The sequence below is a fragment of the Halobacterium rubrum genome (genome assembly GCF_021729015.1).
GTDB lineage: Archaea > Halobacteriota > Halobacteria > Halobacteriales > Halobacteriaceae > Halobacterium > Halobacterium rubrum.
This window is the reverse complement of the sequence record NZ_JAJQQZ010000001.1, coordinates 42933-57292: the sequence shown is the minus strand read 5'-3', so window position 1 is coordinate 57292 and position 14360 is coordinate 42933. Positions and strand designations below refer to the sequence as shown.

The following is a 14360-nucleotide window of genomic DNA, read 5'->3' as shown; positions in this document are numbered from 1 at the left end:
CCCCGTTCAGAGCCACGACGCCCCGTCCTCGACGGTGCGCTCGCCGAGTTTCGTGACCGCCTTCCGCGGCAGCACCCGTACCGCCTGTCCGCCGTAGCTGGCGAACGCCGACGGGAACACGATGCGGTCGCCGTCCCGCACGCCCGCCCAGGCGGCCTCGGCCACGGACCGCGGGTCGCTGGTGATGCCGGACATCGTCTCGCTCTCCTCGACGTCCCCCCGGGTGGCGTACTCCGTCTCGACGGCGCCCGGACACACGGCCGTCACCGTCACGCCGTCGTCCTCGAGTTCGTGGGCGAGCGCCCTCGAGAACGACAGCAGGTAGGCCTTCGACCCGGCGTACACCGCCTTCCCCGGAATCGGGAACAGCGACGCCAGCGACGCCGTGTTCAGGATGGCCGGGTCCGGACCACCGCCGCCGCCGCTGTTGCTTCCTGCCCGGCCGACCATCTCTGGAGCGTACAGCTTCGCGAGTTCGGTCGCGGCCTCGACGTTCAGCCGGAGCATCCGGCGTTCGTCCGCCCAGTCGGTCTCCGTGAAGTCCCCGTAGACGGGGACGCCGGCGTTGTTCGCGAGCACGTCCACGGCCTCGATGCCGGCGGCCGCGACGGCGTCGTACAGCGCCCGGGCGCCGCCCGCCGCTGCGAGGTCCTGTGCGACGACGGTGGCGTCGACGCCGTGCTCGCGCTCGACGCGGTCGGCGACCTCGCGCAGCCGCTGTTCGCGTCGCGCGGTGACGACGACGTCGTAGCCGTCGGCCGCAATCACGTCCGCGAGCTCTCGGCCGATACCGCTGGACGCGCCCGTGACGAGCGCCGTCCCCGCCGATCCAGTGTCTGTCACGGCTCGCCGTTCTCGCGGCCGGCTGATAAGCGTACTCGGGGCACCGGCCCGGCGGCCGCCAGTCAGGGCGACGGCGGGTCGCCGTCGTAGGCCTCCATGTCACCGTAGAAGTTCAACAGCGAGAACCGCAGCTTCTCCGGGTCGACGTCGACCATCTCGGCGCGCTCCTCGGGCGGGAACGTCGCGTTCACGGAGTACTTCCGCATCCCGGTGCGGCTGGCGGCCGTGTACCGGCGGTCGACGAGCATCCGGACGCCGAAGTCCTCGGGGGAGCGGATGACGCGGCCCATCGCCTGCCGGGTCTTGCGCACGGTCGGAATCTCGACGGCGTACCGCCAGCCGGCGTCCCCGCTGCCCCGGCGACGCCGGCCACCGCCGTCGCCGCCCTTCTCGTCGCGGTCGGCGAACGCCGTCGCGTAGGCGTCCTGGACTGCCTCGGCCCGGGCGTCGAGGTGGGGGTAGGGGACGCCGACGACCGCGACGGTGCGGGCGTCGTCGCCGTCGAAGCTCACGCCCTCGGCGAGCGTCCCCCACAGCGACGTGAACAGCGCGCCGCTGCGGTCGGCGACGAACTCCTGGCGGAGGTCCTCGGCCGCCACGCCGGGCTCGTCGAGGTAGCGGGTGTTGCCGTCGACGCCGCCGTCTCGCGGGCCCCGCCCGCTCGACGATTCCGAGGCGCGTGGCGCCTCGCCCACCAAGTCGTGGTAGCGTTCGGCCTCGGCGTAGCTCGGGAAGAAGAACAGGCAGTTCCCGGGCGTGAACCGCATCGCGTCCCTGAGCGCGTCGGCGACCGCCTGCTGGGTCGCGGGGTCCTCGCGGTTCGAGGAGAACAGCGGCTCGGTGTCGACGGCGAACGTCCGCCTGCGCTGTTCGGGGAACTGGAGGCCGAACGCCAGCTCGACTGGGTCCTCCAGCCCCAGCACGTCGCCGACGACGTCGAACGGACGGAGCGTCGCACTCATCAGGACGCTCGCGTGCACGGCGTCGAAGAGGTCCGTCGTCACCTCCCGGGGGATGCAGGTGTACAGCTCCGCGCGACCGTACACGTCGCCGGTGCGGTCGTCGCGGCGCACCGCCGCCGTCGGGTACTGGCCGAACTCGCCGCCGCGCTCGACGTACGCCTCCACGAACTCGGCGGCGGCGAGCACGTGGCAGTCACGGCGGGTCGTCGCGTCGCCGTTCCGGTAGGCGTCCTCGTACTCCTCGTCCAGATAGTCGCCGAGCCCGAGCGCGTCGGTGACGTCCTCGTTGATGCCCGGGCCGGTGTACGACTGGAGAAAGGAGAGTGTGAGGTCGTCCCGCCGGTCGTCGTTCGCCACGGGGACGTCCTCCCAGTTGGAGCCGACCTCGGACTTCGCGCGCGTCGGCCCCTTCCCGCCCGGCCCGAAGGAGTCCTCGCAGGTCTCGACGAGCGCGTCCCGGAACGCCCCGAGCACGCGCTCGGCCGCCTCCGCCCGGGGGTCGCTCGTCTCCTCGAGTTCGTCGAGCGCGCTGTCCAGAGTGTGCTCGGTGAGCGTCTCGGCGGCGTGGTCGCGGGCGGCGTCCTCGACGTTGTGCGCCTCGTCGAAGACCACCACGACGTCCTCGGGGTCGCGGCCGAGCCAGCGGAAGAACTGCGCGCGAATCCCGGGGTCCAGCAGGTGGTGGTAGTTGCAGACCGCGAGGTCGACGCCCTCGATGCCGTCCTTGAGGAGTTCGTACCCGCACAGCCCCGCCTCCTCGGCGTAGTCGTAGATGTCCTCGGGCGTCCGGACGCCGTCGTACAGCCACTGGTAGAACTCGTCGTTGTCCCCGACGAGGTTCTCGTAGTAGCGCTCGCAGACGTTGCCGTCCTCGAGGTCGTCGAGCTCGTCCTCGACGGCTTCGAGTTCGTCCATCACGGCCTGCCGGGCGTCGGCGGCCTCGCTGTCGCCGGCCTGCGCCTCGTCGAGGAGCGCGCGCTGGCGTTCCTCCAGCTGGCGCTTGTCGCGCTCGGCGTCCACGAGCTCGTGGGTGTTGTCCCGGAGCACCTGGCACTCCTCGTAGTCGACGTCGATGTGGCACATCGACCCCTTGCCCTTGAACACGACCGCACGGATGGGCTCGGCGTCGTGGATCTCGCGGGCCTCCCGGACGAACTGGCGCATCTGCTGGTGGACGTTCGTCGTGATGACGACGGTCTTGTCCTCGGCCTGTGCGTGCGCCAGGGCCGGCGCGAGCGCCGCGAGCGTCTTGCCCGTCCCGCAGGCGCCCTCGAAGAGAACGTCTCGGCCGCCGTCGAGCGCGTCCCGGATCTCGTCCATCGCCGCCCGCTGGTTGTCGTACGGCGACGGCTTCGGGAAGAACTGCATGTAGTCGGCGTCGCTGGCGGCCACGTTGTCCGAGGTTATGACCGGCACGCCGTATAAACCTCCGCCTCGGGAGGGGCGGCGGCGCCGCCGACGAACCAGCTGGCGTCGAACGGCCAGTTGAACAGCTTGTCCATGCCGGCGTGCAGCAGCCACCACCCGACGGCGAACCGCATGACGACGAGCCAGTACGCCAGCCACGGTTCGGCCAGCGTGAACGATACGTCCCGTCCGAGCAGGCTTGTGTCGATGTCCGCCACCATGTTTTGTAACCTACACGAGTTCGGTTCGAAGTTACTGGTCTTAAATGTGGGTGCCGGTAACAATCACCGGTACCCGGGCGTAGTCCCGACGGTTTAGGCCGACCAAAACACATAAGCCACCCTCGCCGCCTACGAGGCAGTAATGGCACTCGCGCAGGACGACGACGAGGACGGCGTCACGGCGCTGCGCTCCTCCCCGGACAGAACCGTGTTCACCGAGGACGGCAACCCGGACGGCTGGCTCTCCACGGACCTCACGGTCGACGTCGAACGCTAGTCGAAAAACAGCGGTAGATTCTCCCCGCGGACTCGCGGCCCTACTCCATCGTGCCCTGGGTGACGAGCGTGTCGTCCTCCAGGTAGTGCTCGATGTGGTGGGCGTCGTCCTCGAGCTCGACGAGCCCCTCGCGGAGCAGCTGGGCAGTCGCGTGGTCGCCGAGGTTCTCCGCCAGCTCGACGTGCTCGCGGGTCGCTTCGATGACGTCCCCGTACATCTCCATGTCGTTGGCCAGCGACGTCCGGATGTCGTAGACGTCCTCGTCTTCGGGCTCGACGGACGCCTCGGACTGGAGCGTCGCGGCGCTTGCGTGGGGCACGCCGCCCAGCGCCTGCACGCGCTCCGCGAGCTCGTCCGTGATCTCCTCGACCGTTCCGGCGGCGTCGCCGAGGAACAGGTGGAGGTCGCGGAACTCGGCGCCCTCGACGTTCCAGTGGTGCTTCTTCAGCTGGTGGTAGAGGACGTAGGCGTCCGCGAGGTCGGCGTTCAGCGCGTCGACGACCTGTTCGGCTCGCTCGGCGTCCATCCGCAGCGCGTCGGACCCTTTGACCTCGCCGGCGGTCGCGAGTACGTTCTTCTGGGTGCTCATAACAACTACACGTTGGTCCGCCCCACACTTAAAGGTTGCCGCTGTCCTGAAAATCAATTTGCTTTTCCAAAAACAATCTTTGCACTAACGTGTTCGGTGCCGGGTTACGCCGGCGTCGACTCGGGCTCCACGTACACCTTCGACACCGACGGGTTCGCCTCCCGGAGCGCCGCCTCGATGGCGGTGATCGCGTCGTCGACCTCCCCAGTCGGCATCCCCTCCTCGAACGCCACGTCGGCGGTCACCACGACCTCGTTCGGCCCGAAGTAGACGGTCCGAAAGCCCACGATCTCGGTCACACCCGTCGACGACGCCACGACCGCCCGGAGCTCGCGCTCGTCGACGGCCGGCAGGCTCTCCCCCAGCAGCAGACGCTTGTTCTCCCACGCCAGCGCCACCGCGAACACCATCAGGAGGACGCCGATGAGCAGCGCCGACATCGCGTCGTAGAACGGATTCCCGGTGTACTGCGTGAGGAGGATGCCGCCCAGCGCCAACACCAGTCCCAGCAGCGCCACCGTGTCCTCGGTCAGCGCCGTCAGCGTCGTCGTGTCGCTCGTCCGCCGGAACATCTCCCGCAGCGTCTCCCAGCCGTGGCGGTCCATCTGCCGGCGCGTCTCCTGGTACGCCTTCACGAACGCGTAGCTCTCGAACCCGATGGCGCTCACGAGCACGACGTAGTTCACCCACACGCCCGGGAACTGGAACCCCAGCAGGGACGCCTGACTCGCGATGGCGGCCTCGCCGTGCGTGACCGCGTGGTAGCCGTGTTTCAGCGCCTCCCAGCCGGCGATGCCGAACAGCATCACGCTCACCAGAAACGAGTAGAAGAACTGCGCCTTCCCGTACCCGAAGGGGTGGTCGCGGGTCGCGTCCTTCTCGCCGTACCGCAGCCCGACCAGCAGGAACACCTGGTTGCCGGTATCGGACACCGAGTGGTACGTCTCGGAGAGCATCGCCGGGCTCGCCGTCACGAGGAACCCGAGGAACTTCAACACCGCAATCGCGCCGTTCGCGACGAGCGCCGCGAGCACGACGGACTTGCTGCCAGCCATGTCAACGTCGTTCGCGCGTACCCCGTAAAGAAGCCCCGACACGAGCGCCCCCGGCACAAGCCTGAGGACCCCCCGCCGACTAGGCGGACGCGTGATTGCCGTACTCTCGGACACCCACAGCGAGGACGGACACGCGCTCGCCGGCCGCGCCCGCGAAGCGGTCGAGACGGCCGACGCCGTCGTCCACGCCGGCGACTTCACCACTGAGACCGCCCTCGACGCCTTCCACGACGCCGCCGACCGCCTGCACGCCGTCCACGGGAACGCCGACAGCCCGGCCGTCCGCGACCGGCTCCCGCCGGCCCGCACGGTCGACGTCGCCGGGCTCCGCGTCGCAGTCACCCACCGACAGGACGGCGGCGAGATGGGGCTGTCGCTGTTCGGGCGGGAGCGCGACGCAGACCTCGTCGTGTCGGGGCACACGCACACACCGGCAGTGAAAACGACCGACGACGCGGTCCTGTTGAATCCGGGGAGCCACGCCGACCCGCGCGGGAACCCGGCGGCACACGCCGAGTTGCGGTCGACGGACCGCGGCGGCGTGCGGGGGGAGCTCCGGGCCCGCGACGGGCGGGTGCTTCGGGAGTTCCGTGTGGAGGGCCGGTAGCGTCAGGGGGCAGGCCGCAGCGGCCTGTACCATCCGGTACGGGAGCCGCTATCAATAAGGCGACGCACACTCAAACTGGCGTTTTACTTACCGGCGAACCACGCGACGGCGAGCAGTCCGACCACCAGCAGCCCGCCGAGGAAGAACAGCAGCCCGACCGGCAGCCCACCGGCGCCCTGACTGGCGGCCTGCGCTGCGGCGCCGGCCGTCTCGCCGCCCTCGGCGACGAGCGCCGAGTGCTGGCCGGTCGCCGTACCGACCTCGCTCCCGCCGGACGCCGCGCCCGGCGCCGATAGTCCGTCGCCGAACACGCGCTGCACGACCACGCTCGCCACGCCGAGCACGCTCACGGCGCCGAGGAGGCTCGTCAGTGCCGACTGGACGCTCTCGCCGTCTTCCTCGCTGCCCGCGAACAGCACGACGGGCGCGTCGATGGGCGCGTACACGCTCATCTCCCGGCCCTTCGCGGAGTACTTCGTGTCGCACTCCTCGATGAGCTCGGCGTCCTCGAGGTTCTCGAGGTGGTACTGGGCGTTCTGGAGGGAGGTGTCGACGTCCTCGGCGAGCTCGGAGGGGGTCGCCGGGTCGTCGTGGAGGGCGGCGTAGAGGTCGCGGGCCGTGCCCGAGGACAGCGCCGACAGCAGGCGGTCAGCGTCGTCGGAGTCGACGCCGACGACCCGCGGGTCGCCGTCGGGCGCCGCGACCTCCGACGTCGAGGGCAGGAGACCAGACATAACACCCCATTATCACCAAACTACAATGAATTTTGTCGTTACTCGCGCGGCCTCACACGCCCCGGGAACCCGAAACCCCTATTGTCACGCCCGTGGTTGCCACCCACATGGTCGAACTCGGCCCCGTGTTCTACGTCCTCGCCGCCGCCGTCCTCCTGTTCGTGTTCTTCATGTTCCTGCTCATCCGCCGCACGTTCGCGGGGTTCCGCGAGGGCTTCGAGGACGGCAAAGGCAACTAGGCGACGACGCGCTCGACGGCCGCGACGGCGTCGGCGACGTCCGCGCCGTCGACGTCGAGGTGCGTGCAGAACCGGACCGTGTAGTCGCCGAACTCCGAGCCGAGCACGCCCTCGTCCTCGCAGCCGGCGAGGAACGCCGCGGCCGTCATGCCGGCGTCACTCGTGTCCACGAGTACGATGTTCGTGTCCGGCTCGTCGACGGACAGCCCCGGCAGCGCGTCGAGGTCCGCCGCGAGCCGCCGCGCGTTCTCGTGGTCCTCGTCGAGCCGGTGGCGGTTCTCCAGCGCGAGCACGCCCGGCGCAGCGATCATCCCCGCCTGCCGCATCCCGCCGCCGAACAGCTTCCGCACCCGGCGGGCTTCCTCGACGAACGACTCGCTGCCCGCCAGCACCGACCCGACCGGCGCGCCCAGCCCCTTCGACAGGCAGAACATCACCGAATCGACGGGCGCCAGCAGGTCGGCGGGGTCGACGCCGAGCGCAGTCGCCGCGTTGAACACGCGCGCCCCGTCGACGTGCACCGGAACGTCGAGGCCGTGGGCGGCCTCCGCGGCCGCCGCGAACTCGTCGGCCGGCACCGCCGTCCCGCCCTTCGAGTTGTGGGTGTTCTCCAGACACACCAGTCCCGTCCCCGGCCGGTGGAGGTCTTCCTCGACGTAGCCGTCCCGTATCCGCTCGGGCGCCGGACAGCCGTTCTCGCCGCCCTCGAAGGTACGCACCTGGAGTTCGGCGTGCTGGGCGAACCCGCCGAGCTCCCACTTGTAGACGTGACTCTCGCGCTCCACGAGCGCCTCCTGGCCACGCTCGGTGTGGACCCGGGCGGCGATCTGGTTGCCCATCGTCCCCGACGGCACGTACAGCGCGGCCTCCATCCCGACGGCGTCGGCGGCCGCCGCTTCGAGCTCGTTCACGCTCGGGTCCTCGCCGTAGACATCGTCGCCGACGTCGGCGTCCGCGGCGGCCGTCCGCATCGCGTCGCTCGGCGTCGTGACCGTGTCGCTGCGAAGGTCTATCACGGGTGGACGTCCACACTCCAGACCCAAAAGTGCGACCGGCCCGCCGGCCAGCCGGCAGAGCAGGCGGCGGTGTGGCCGACGGGGGCGTTCCGAAAAAGCCAACCGTCCGTTGGCATCACTCAAGCCCATGGACCCCCGGATTCGGACCCACGCGGAGATCATCGTCGACCGATGCATCGACCTCCAGCCCGACGAGAACGTCGTGGTGAGCATGCCGCCGGTCGCCGAGGACCTCCGCGTCGCCCTCTACGAGGAGATCGGGAAGGTCGGCGCCAACCCCGTGATGCTGGCGCGCGGCGACCGCGGCATCGGGACGGACCGCGCCGCTCGCGCGTACCTCCGCGCGGTCGACGCCGACGACATCTCGGAGCCCGAGCACCTCCTGCAGCTGTTCGAGCACGCCGACGCCGCCATCGTCGCCCGGCCCCACGAGAACGTCAGCGAGCAGAGCGACGTCTCGACGGAGACGGGCTCGGCGTTCGCCGCCGCCTACCGGAACGTCCTCGACTCGCGGCTGTCCACGAAGTGGTGTCTCACGCACTACCCGGCGCCCGCCGACGCCCAGCTCGCCGGCATGTCCACCGAGGCCTACGAGGAGTTCGTCTACGAGGCGATGAACAAGGACTGGGACGCCGTCGAAGCCCACCAGGCCCAGATGGTCGAGATTCTCGACCCCGCCGAGGAGGTGCGCATCGTCTCCGGCGACACGACCGACGTGACGATGAGCGTCGCGGACATGACGACGCTGAACGACTCCGGCTCGAACAACCTCCCCGCGGGCGAGGTGTTCACGGCGCCCGTCCCCGACTCGGTGGAGGGCGAAGTGCTGTTCGACAAGCCGGTCTACCACCAGGCCCGCGAGATTCAGGGCGCGTACCTCGAGTTCGAGGACGGCGAGGTCGTGGACTTCGCGGCCGACCAGAACGAGGACGTCCTCGCGGGCATCCTGAACACGGACGACGGCGCCCGACGGCTGGGCGAGCTGGGCATCGGGATGAACCGGGACATCGACCAGTTCACGTACAACATGCTGTTCGACGAGAAGATGGGCGACACCGTCCACATGGCGCTGGGTCGCGCGTACCCCGCGACGGTCGGCGAGGACGTCGAACAGAACGAGTCGGCCAAGCACGTCGACATGATCGTCGACATGAGCGAGGACTCGTTCATCGAGGTCGACGGCGAAATCGTCCAGCGCGACGGGACGTTCCGGTTCGAGGACGGATTCGAAGGATAGCGTGGCTCGGAAGGAGAGCGCGATTCGGAGCGAGCGTAGCGAGTGAGAACCGCGGAAATGGCGAGCGGCGAACGGAGTGAGCCGCGAGCCCACTGGAGCGCTGTTCTGTCGACGGATTTCGCCGCCTAGCTCGTGTCGTGTTCGGCGAAGGTGAGCCGCCAGCTGTCCGCGTCGGTGAGGTCGACGCCGTCGAGCGTCCAGTCGCCGGTGAGCGTTCGGACGACGTGCGTGGTCCGGCTGGCCTGCAGAGACAGCGGGGGGCGGTCGTCGCCGTGGAAGCCGGCCGCGCGCATCGTCGACCGGGGGAGAATCGGGGGTGCGGCGAGCACGTCCGAGTCGGCGTAGTCGGCGACGAGCCGGGCGAGCAGGGCTTTGAGGACCCGGTCGTCCAGTTCCGGGGGGAGCGGTGTGACATCGGTCACTTTCGTGGTCGTCTCGCCGGCACCGACCGAGGTCCCGGCGATCATGCCGGCGACGGGGCCGCCCCGGACCTCGGCGACGTAGGCCGCGTACTCCCACTCGGGGTTGCCGAAGCGCCACTCGTAGAACTGCTCGTCGCGGGCGACGTGGATGCCGCCCGAGGAGGGCTCGCTGTCGATGGCCGCCAGCACCGACGCCGGAACGTCCTCGTGGCGCGTGACGGTCACGTCGCTGCCGCCTCCGCCGAGGCGGGCGGCCCTGAGTCGGTTGTAGCCGTCGAGGAGCGGCTGCGCCACGCCGCCCGCCAGCCCCGCCAGTGCGCCCCCGGAGCCGTCGTCGCCGCCGAGGCCGACCGCGTTCGAGTCCTGAATCCGGTAGTAGGTGGGTTTCTCCCGGACGCGCTCCCAGCCGAGCTTGAGGTAGCCGGGGCCGGACTGCCCGTTCGGGAAGTTGAAGAAGCAGCTCGGCTCGCCGTCGGTGTAGCGCTCGATGGCTGCCTCCGTCATCCGGGTGAACAGCCCCTGGCGGCGGTGGTCGGGGTGGACCATCGTGTCGCCGGGCTGGAGCGCGAGGTGGCGCTGGCCGTCGACGAACACGTCCAGTGCGAAGAACGGTCGGGCGCCGACGAGGTCGCCGCGCTCTCTGGCGACGAGGATGGGGAGGTGGTCGACGTAGGGGTTGTCCGCGTACTTCCACGCGAACCACTCGCGGTCGTGGTCGGGGTCGAAGATGTGGCCGTGGAGGGCGAGGAACTCCTCGACGTCGGTGGCGGCGTCGAACGGCTCGATGGTGTACCCGGCCTCCTGGAGTTCCTCACTGCTCATGCTGGCAGCGAGGGACGACGGCGAAATTGTTAGTCCTGCGGTAACAGCGGCTGTGCGGGCCAGCTCGCCACAAAGCGTATGCCGCGGCCGGCTCGGCCCGTGCTCGGAGTATCGGTGGATACCGTGCGATAACGAGCCTGAGAACCGCTGGCGTGCTAACGTGTACCGCACTATATTTTAAGTCACGGGCGTGAGTAACGCTGTCACGTGCCCAAGCTCGATTGTCCGGACTGTGGTCGCGATATTGCGATGCACGAACTCGAAACGCAGACAGTCGCACAGACGACCGGCTTCGAGACGAGCTACTGCTGTCCCTTCTGTCGCTCGGACTTCGAGGAAGTCCAGCAGCTGATGTAGGACAGCGCCGGCATCGCCCGGACCGATAGCTCGCACCGACTGGTGCTGCTGAAGACGGAACTGGGTGGTTGCAGTGCTGTCAGCGCGTTCGCGCGAGCGAAGCGAGCGCGACTCACCGTGAAAGAGCACAGCGACTGAGCGAGGAGTTTTTTGCGTGGCAACTTGTGAGCCGAGCGGAACGACCGGCCCCGTTGGCCGTGCTAGCGGGCGCTCCGTGCCGGTTCGCTCGTCGGTCTGCTCCTCGCTGTACGGGCACGAGGGGATTCGAACCGGTGGAAGACGGTCGACCTCGCTTCGCTCGGTCGCTGCGACTTCCAGGGTTCGAACCCCTCACCCGATTCGTCGCTCGCGTTCGCTCGCGACAGAATACGGGCACGAGGGGATTCGAACCCCCGACATTTCGGTTAGAAGCCGAACGCTCTGTCCGAACTGAGCTACGTGCCCGCAAGCCGAGGTAACGTGGGCGGGAGTAAAAACCGCCGGGTATCGAACCGACACACACTCGTAGCCGCCGGCCGAGGGTTCCCCTAATGAGAGTCATCGGGACCGTGGGAATGCCGGGCTCCGGGAAGAGCGAGGCCGCGACAGTGGCCGAGGAGGCCGGCGTCCCCGTCCTCATCATGGGCGACGTGATTCGCCAGGAGTGCCGGGACCGGGGGCTGGACCCGGCCCAGCACCACGGCCGCATCGCGCAGGCGCTCCGGGAGGAGAACGGTCCGGGCGCCATCGCGCAGCGGTCGCTGCCGATCATCGAGGACCACCTCGCGGACAGCGACACGGTGCTCGTGGACGGTATCCGGTCCGACGTCGAAGTGGAGACGTTCCGGGAGGCCTTCGGGGAGGACTTCACGCTCGTACACGTGTACGCGCCCCGGGAACTCCGGAAGGAACGCATCGAGAGCCGAAACCGACCCGGGGACACCGACGGCGAATCCCTCGAAGCCCGCGAGGAGCGAGAGAAGGGCTTCGGGATGGAGGACGCCATCGAGCTGGCCGACGTCCGCATCAAGAACGCGGGGACACTGGAGGCGTTCCACGGGGCGTTCCGCGACCTCCTGACTGGCGAGCACGTCGACGAGGAAGCGGAGGCGAAGACGGGGGTGAACGAGAGCGATGACTGACGCGTACAGCGTCGACGTGCGCGTGACGGCGCCGGTGAACCCGACAGAACTCGAGGACCGGGTGGCCGACGCCATCCGGAACCTGTTCCCGGGCGTCGACGTCGAGACGCAGGGCAGCCGGGTGGTCGCGGAGACGCACACGGTGGAGTCGTTCCGCCAGCAGCTGTTCGAGCAGCGCATCCTCGACACGGCCCGCAAGCAGTTCCAGGCGAACCAGACCGACTCCGGGTTCAGCTTCGACCTGAAGAAGCAGGCGGCGTTCAACGACACGGTGAACTTCGCCGTCGGGAACCCCGACGAGCTCGGCGACCTCCACGTCGAGGTGACCGTCCACGAGCCCGACGTCCAGCAGTTCGTCGACTACTTCGCGCCCCGGACCGAGGACGGCGAGCCGCTGGAGGAGCCGTAGCGCCCCCGCCAGCGAGCGTCGGGTGGGTGTGCTGGCACTCCACAGACCACCCCAAAACACACCGTCCCGGTGGGCCTGCGCAGCGTATGGCACTCTCTTTCGACCGGGACTGGCGCGAGTTCTTCGAGACGCGCGTCGAAGCGGACTCGCTTCCCGGCAACGACGCCCTGAAACTCGTCGTCCTGGAGGAACTGCTCGACGAGTTCGAGGTCGGGGAGACGTACAGCAAGGCCGAGGTGAACGCGACGCTGGGCGAGCACTTCGGAGACCACGTGACGGTCCGGCGCGAGCTCGTGAACTTCGGGTACGTCCACTACGACAACACGACGAACGAGTACACGGTCGTCAAGCGCGAACTCTCAGAAGCCGAGGTGCGCGAGCGAACCCGGCTGGAGCGCCACGCCCGGGACGTCGGCGTGCTCGAGTAGTCGACCTGACTGGTCGGGTCAGAGCAGGAGCACGGCGATGGCGACACCGATGAACACGACTTTCGTGGCGACGTTGACGGCGATGACCTTCGAGCCGAAGCGCGCGCCCCAGATGCCGTACTGGAAGGGGATGGAGCGCTTGAACGTGGAGACGGCGAAGGAGACGATGCCGCCGACGAGCATCGTGGCGACGGCTTCCTCGGCGGTGAACGCGCCCGGGACCTGTGGGGCGATGAAGATGGCGCCCGTGGTAGTGTCGACGGCGAACGTTGCGATGGCGGGGACGGCGGCCCCGGGGAGCCCGAGCAGCGACGTGAGCGGGTCGGCGGCCGCAGTGAGTGCAGTGACGTCGTAGGTCTCCGTGAGGTAGACGACGATGGCGTAGACGACGGCGAGCCGGGGGACGAGGGTCTTCAGCTTCCCGGCGGTCTTCTCGAGGGCGTTCCGGACGGACTCCCGGCGCGTGGCGTCCTCGCCGTCGCCGGGGAGGTCGACGTCGGCGTCGCCGCCGGGGTTGACGTTTGCCTCGGTGAGGAGGAGCGCGCCGGCGAGGATGCCGGCGAGTGTGATGCCGAGGCTCACCGCAGCGCGCGCACCGACGTACATGAGCCCGACCCTGAGGCCGAGAATCGGAATCAACACCGGCGCGTAGAACGTGAAGATGTGCTGGACGAACCCGAAGAAGGTGTTGACGGTGACGGCGATCAGGGTGGCGCGGTCGTCGAGCACGCCGGCGTCCCGGTACTCCTTGAGCATCCCGTAGCCCGCCGTCGGCGACGCCGTGGTCGCGAGGATGGCGGTGCCGACGGCGTCCGGGAGGTTCGCGGGACCCGTGAGTGGGCGGGCGAGCCCGGCGACGTACCGGACCGCGCCGAACGAGACCGCGAGGTTCGCGAGCGTCAGGCCGACTGCGATGGCGACCGAGACGACCGCTACACGTGGGCCGACTTCGGCGAGCAGCGCCCCGAGTTGCACGGGCCGTGGTTGGACCCAGTCCGGGTTACTGGTGTCGGTTCCGGTCGTGCCTGCGTCGCGGGGAGCGGTCGGGCCGCCGGCTCAGACGAGCAGCTGGACGGCGCCGAACAGCACGAGCACGCCGAGCACGTCGCAGACGTTCGTGACGACCGGGATGACGACGTCGTCGGGGTCGAGCTCGAAGCGGTAGGCGGCGTACGTCGCGGCGAGCGTGACGGCGACCGCGAGCACGGCGAGCGCGGCGCCCGAGACGGCGGCGACGGCGACGACTGTCCCCGGCGACAGGATGGCGCCGCCCGTGACGGCAGCCAGCAGCCACGCGCCCGCGCCGACGACGGGGAACAGCGTCACGGCGAGCGTGACCGTCGCGACGACGTTCCCGGCGAGGTCGTCGTCGGCGGGGTCGAACGAGAGCGTGCCGAGGTGGAACGCCGTCGACAGCCGCGAGGCGAGGATGCTGCCGAGGTTCCCCGCCGTCCCGATGGTGACCGGGACGAGCACCAGCAGCGAGGGGTACCGGAGGAGTGTCGCCTCGAAACTGCCGAGGACGAGCCCGCTGCCGACCTCGACGACGGTGAGCGCGAGCAGGACGGGCAGCGTCGCGCGCGTGATGGCGGCGACGGTCCACTCGCGGTGCAC

At 69.5% G+C, this 14360-nt stretch carries 17 protein-coding genes and 1 tRNA gene; 7 read left to right on the top strand and 11 right to left on the bottom strand.

The features are described from left to right. Positions 1-6 precede the first annotated feature (6 nt). From LT971_RS00330 to LT971_RS00320, 3 genes are all read right to left on the bottom strand, one after another. Positions 7-843, bottom strand: a complete 837-nt coding sequence (locus tag LT971_RS00330) for an SDR family NAD(P)-dependent oxidoreductase (protein WP_237004856.1) — start codon at positions 841-843, stop codon at positions 7-9. 62 nt (positions 844-905) lie between these two features. Then, on the bottom strand, positions 906-3173 hold the full coding sequence (locus tag LT971_RS00325; RefSeq protein WP_272904625.1) for an ATP-dependent DNA helicase: 2268 nt from the start codon (positions 3171-3173) through the stop codon (positions 906-908). Between the two features lie 35 nt (positions 3174-3208). Next, entirely contained in the window at positions 3209-3433 is a 225-nt protein-coding gene (locus LT971_RS00320) for a hypothetical protein (protein WP_237004855.1), read from the bottom strand. Positions 3434-3575: 142 nt separating this feature from the next. On the opposite strand from LT971_RS00320, the gene LT971_RS16340 reads away from it, so the two are divergent. Next, on the top strand, positions 3576-3710 hold the full coding sequence (locus LT971_RS16340) for a hypothetical protein (RefSeq protein WP_272904596.1): 135 nt from the start codon (positions 3576-3578) through the stop codon (positions 3708-3710). A 40-nt stretch (positions 3711-3750) separates the two neighbouring features. Here the strand turns inward: LT971_RS16340 and dpsA are convergent, their stop codons facing one another. Next, positions 3751-4299 (bottom strand): DNA starvation/stationary phase protection protein DpsA, encoded by a 549-nt coding sequence (gene dpsA, locus LT971_RS00315; protein ID WP_237004854.1) that lies wholly within the window; start codon positions 4297-4299, stop codon positions 3751-3753. A gap of 104 nt (positions 4300-4403) precedes the next feature. Next, positions 4404-5354 carry a cation diffusion facilitator family transporter gene (locus LT971_RS00310; protein WP_237004853.1) on the bottom strand — a complete coding sequence of 317 codons (951 nt, stop codon included), beginning with the start codon at positions 5352-5354 and terminating at the stop codon, positions 4404-4406. A gap of 91 nt (positions 5355-5445) precedes the next feature. Here LT971_RS00310 and LT971_RS00305 point away from each other — a divergent pair, with 91 nt between their 5' ends. Then, the gene (locus tag LT971_RS00305) at positions 5446-5961 is read left to right on the top strand and encodes a metallophosphoesterase (protein WP_237004852.1); all 516 of its coding nucleotides are present in this window, start codon (positions 5446-5448) and stop codon (positions 5959-5961) included. Between the two features lie 83 nt (positions 5962-6044). Here LT971_RS00305 and LT971_RS00300 read toward each other — a convergent pair whose 3' ends face one another. Continuing rightward, positions 6045-6695 (bottom strand): ArsR/SmtB family transcription factor, encoded by a 651-nt coding sequence (locus tag LT971_RS00300; RefSeq protein WP_237004851.1) that lies wholly within the window; start codon positions 6693-6695, stop codon positions 6045-6047. A 107-nt stretch (positions 6696-6802) separates the two neighbouring features. Between LT971_RS00300 and LT971_RS16335 the strand changes: the two genes are divergently transcribed. Further along, positions 6803-6934, top strand: coding sequence for a DUF7859 family protein (locus LT971_RS16335; RefSeq protein ID WP_272904595.1), 132 nt, complete (start codon positions 6803-6805; stop codon positions 6932-6934). Here LT971_RS16335 and LT971_RS00295 read toward each other — a convergent pair. Continuing rightward, complete coding sequence (locus LT971_RS00295) at positions 6931-7950, bottom strand: threonine aldolase family protein (protein ID WP_237004850.1); 1020 nt, start codon at positions 7948-7950, stop codon at positions 6931-6933. The genes LT971_RS16335 and LT971_RS00295 overlap by 4 nt on opposite strands. Positions 7951-8077: 127 nt before the next feature. On the opposite strand from LT971_RS00295, the gene LT971_RS00290 reads away from it, so the two are divergent. Then, positions 8078-9187 (top strand): aminopeptidase, encoded by a 1110-nt coding sequence (locus tag LT971_RS00290; RefSeq protein ID WP_237004849.1) that lies wholly within the window; start codon positions 8078-8080, stop codon positions 9185-9187. A gap of 125 nt (positions 9188-9312) precedes the next feature. Here the strand turns inward: LT971_RS00290 and LT971_RS00285 are convergent, their stop codons facing one another. Together LT971_RS00285 and LT971_RS00280 are read right to left on the bottom strand one after the other, a co-directional pair. Continuing rightward, on the bottom strand, positions 9313-10431 hold the full coding sequence (locus LT971_RS00285) for a GNAT family N-acetyltransferase (RefSeq protein WP_237004848.1): 1119 nt from the start codon (positions 10429-10431) through the stop codon (positions 9313-9315). A 726-nt stretch (positions 10432-11157) separates the two neighbouring features. Continuing rightward, a tRNA-Arg gene (locus tag LT971_RS00280) sits at positions 11158-11232 on the bottom strand. Between the two features lie 86 nt (positions 11233-11318). Here LT971_RS00280 and LT971_RS00275 point away from each other — a divergent pair. The 3 genes from LT971_RS00275 (at position 11319) to LT971_RS00265 (ending at position 12746) form a co-directional block, all read left to right on the top strand. Next, the gene (locus LT971_RS00275; RefSeq protein ID WP_237004847.1) at positions 11319-11909 is read left to right on the top strand and encodes an AAA family ATPase; all 591 of its coding nucleotides are present in this window, start codon (positions 11319-11321) and stop codon (positions 11907-11909) included. Continuing rightward, complete coding sequence (locus LT971_RS00270) at positions 11902-12318, top strand: RNA-binding domain-containing protein (protein ID WP_237004846.1); 417 nt, start codon at positions 11902-11904, stop codon at positions 12316-12318. The genes LT971_RS00275 and LT971_RS00270 overlap by 8 nt, the downstream gene beginning before the upstream one ends. 86 nt (positions 12319-12404) lie before the next feature. After that, on the top strand, positions 12405-12746 hold the full coding sequence (locus tag LT971_RS00265) for a DUF2087 domain-containing protein (protein WP_237004845.1): 342 nt from the start codon (positions 12405-12407) through the stop codon (positions 12744-12746). Positions 12747-12764: 18 nt separating this feature from the next. Here LT971_RS00265 and LT971_RS00260 read toward each other — a convergent pair whose 3' ends face one another. Next, complete coding sequence (locus LT971_RS00260; RefSeq protein WP_237004844.1) at positions 12765-13721, bottom strand: hypothetical protein; 957 nt, start codon at positions 13719-13721, stop codon at positions 12765-12767. Between the two features lie 81 nt (positions 13722-13802). Next, positions 13803-14360, bottom strand: coding sequence for a magnesium transporter (locus LT971_RS00255; protein ID WP_237004843.1), 558 nt, complete (start codon positions 14358-14360; stop codon positions 13803-13805).

Excerpts from the sequence above, each read along its gene's own strand:
- LT971_RS00270 (WP_237004846.1), top strand. The coding sequence starts at position 11,902 with ATGACTGACGCGTACAGCGTCGACGTGCGCGTGACGGCGCCGGTGAAC.
- LT971_RS00290 (WP_237004849.1), top strand. The coding sequence starts at position 8,078 with ATGGACCCCCGGATTCGGACCCACGCGGAGATCATCGTCGACCGATGC.
- LT971_RS00320 (WP_237004855.1), bottom strand. The coding sequence starts at position 3,433 with ATGGTGGCGGACATCGACACAAGCCTGCTCGGACGGGACGTATCGTTC.
- LT971_RS00325 (WP_272904625.1), bottom strand. The coding sequence starts at position 3,173 with ATGCAGTTCTTCCCGAAGCCGTCGCCGTACGACAACCAGCGGGCGGCG.
- LT971_RS00300 (WP_237004851.1), bottom strand. The coding sequence starts at position 6,695 with ATGTCTGGTCTCCTGCCCTCGACGTCGGAGGTCGCGGCGCCCGACGGC.
- LT971_RS00275 (WP_237004847.1), top strand. The coding sequence starts at position 11,319 with ATGAGAGTCATCGGGACCGTGGGAATGCCGGGCTCCGGGAAGAGCGAG.
- LT971_RS16340 (WP_272904596.1), top strand. The coding sequence starts at position 3,576 with ATGGCACTCGCGCAGGACGACGACGAGGACGGCGTCACGGCGCTGCGC.
- dpsA (WP_237004854.1), bottom strand. The coding sequence starts at position 4,299 with ATGAGCACCCAGAAGAACGTACTCGCGACCGCCGGCGAGGTCAAAGGG.
- LT971_RS16335 (WP_272904595.1), top strand. The coding sequence starts at position 6,803 with ATGGTCGAACTCGGCCCCGTGTTCTACGTCCTCGCCGCCGCCGTCCTC.
- LT971_RS00265 (WP_237004845.1), top strand. The coding sequence starts at position 12,405 with ATGGCACTCTCTTTCGACCGGGACTGGCGCGAGTTCTTCGAGACGCGC.
- LT971_RS00285 (WP_237004848.1), bottom strand. The coding sequence starts at position 10,431 with ATGAGCAGTGAGGAACTCCAGGAGGCCGGGTACACCATCGAGCCGTTC.
- LT971_RS00310 (WP_237004853.1), bottom strand. The coding sequence starts at position 5,354 with ATGGCTGGCAGCAAGTCCGTCGTGCTCGCGGCGCTCGTCGCGAACGGC.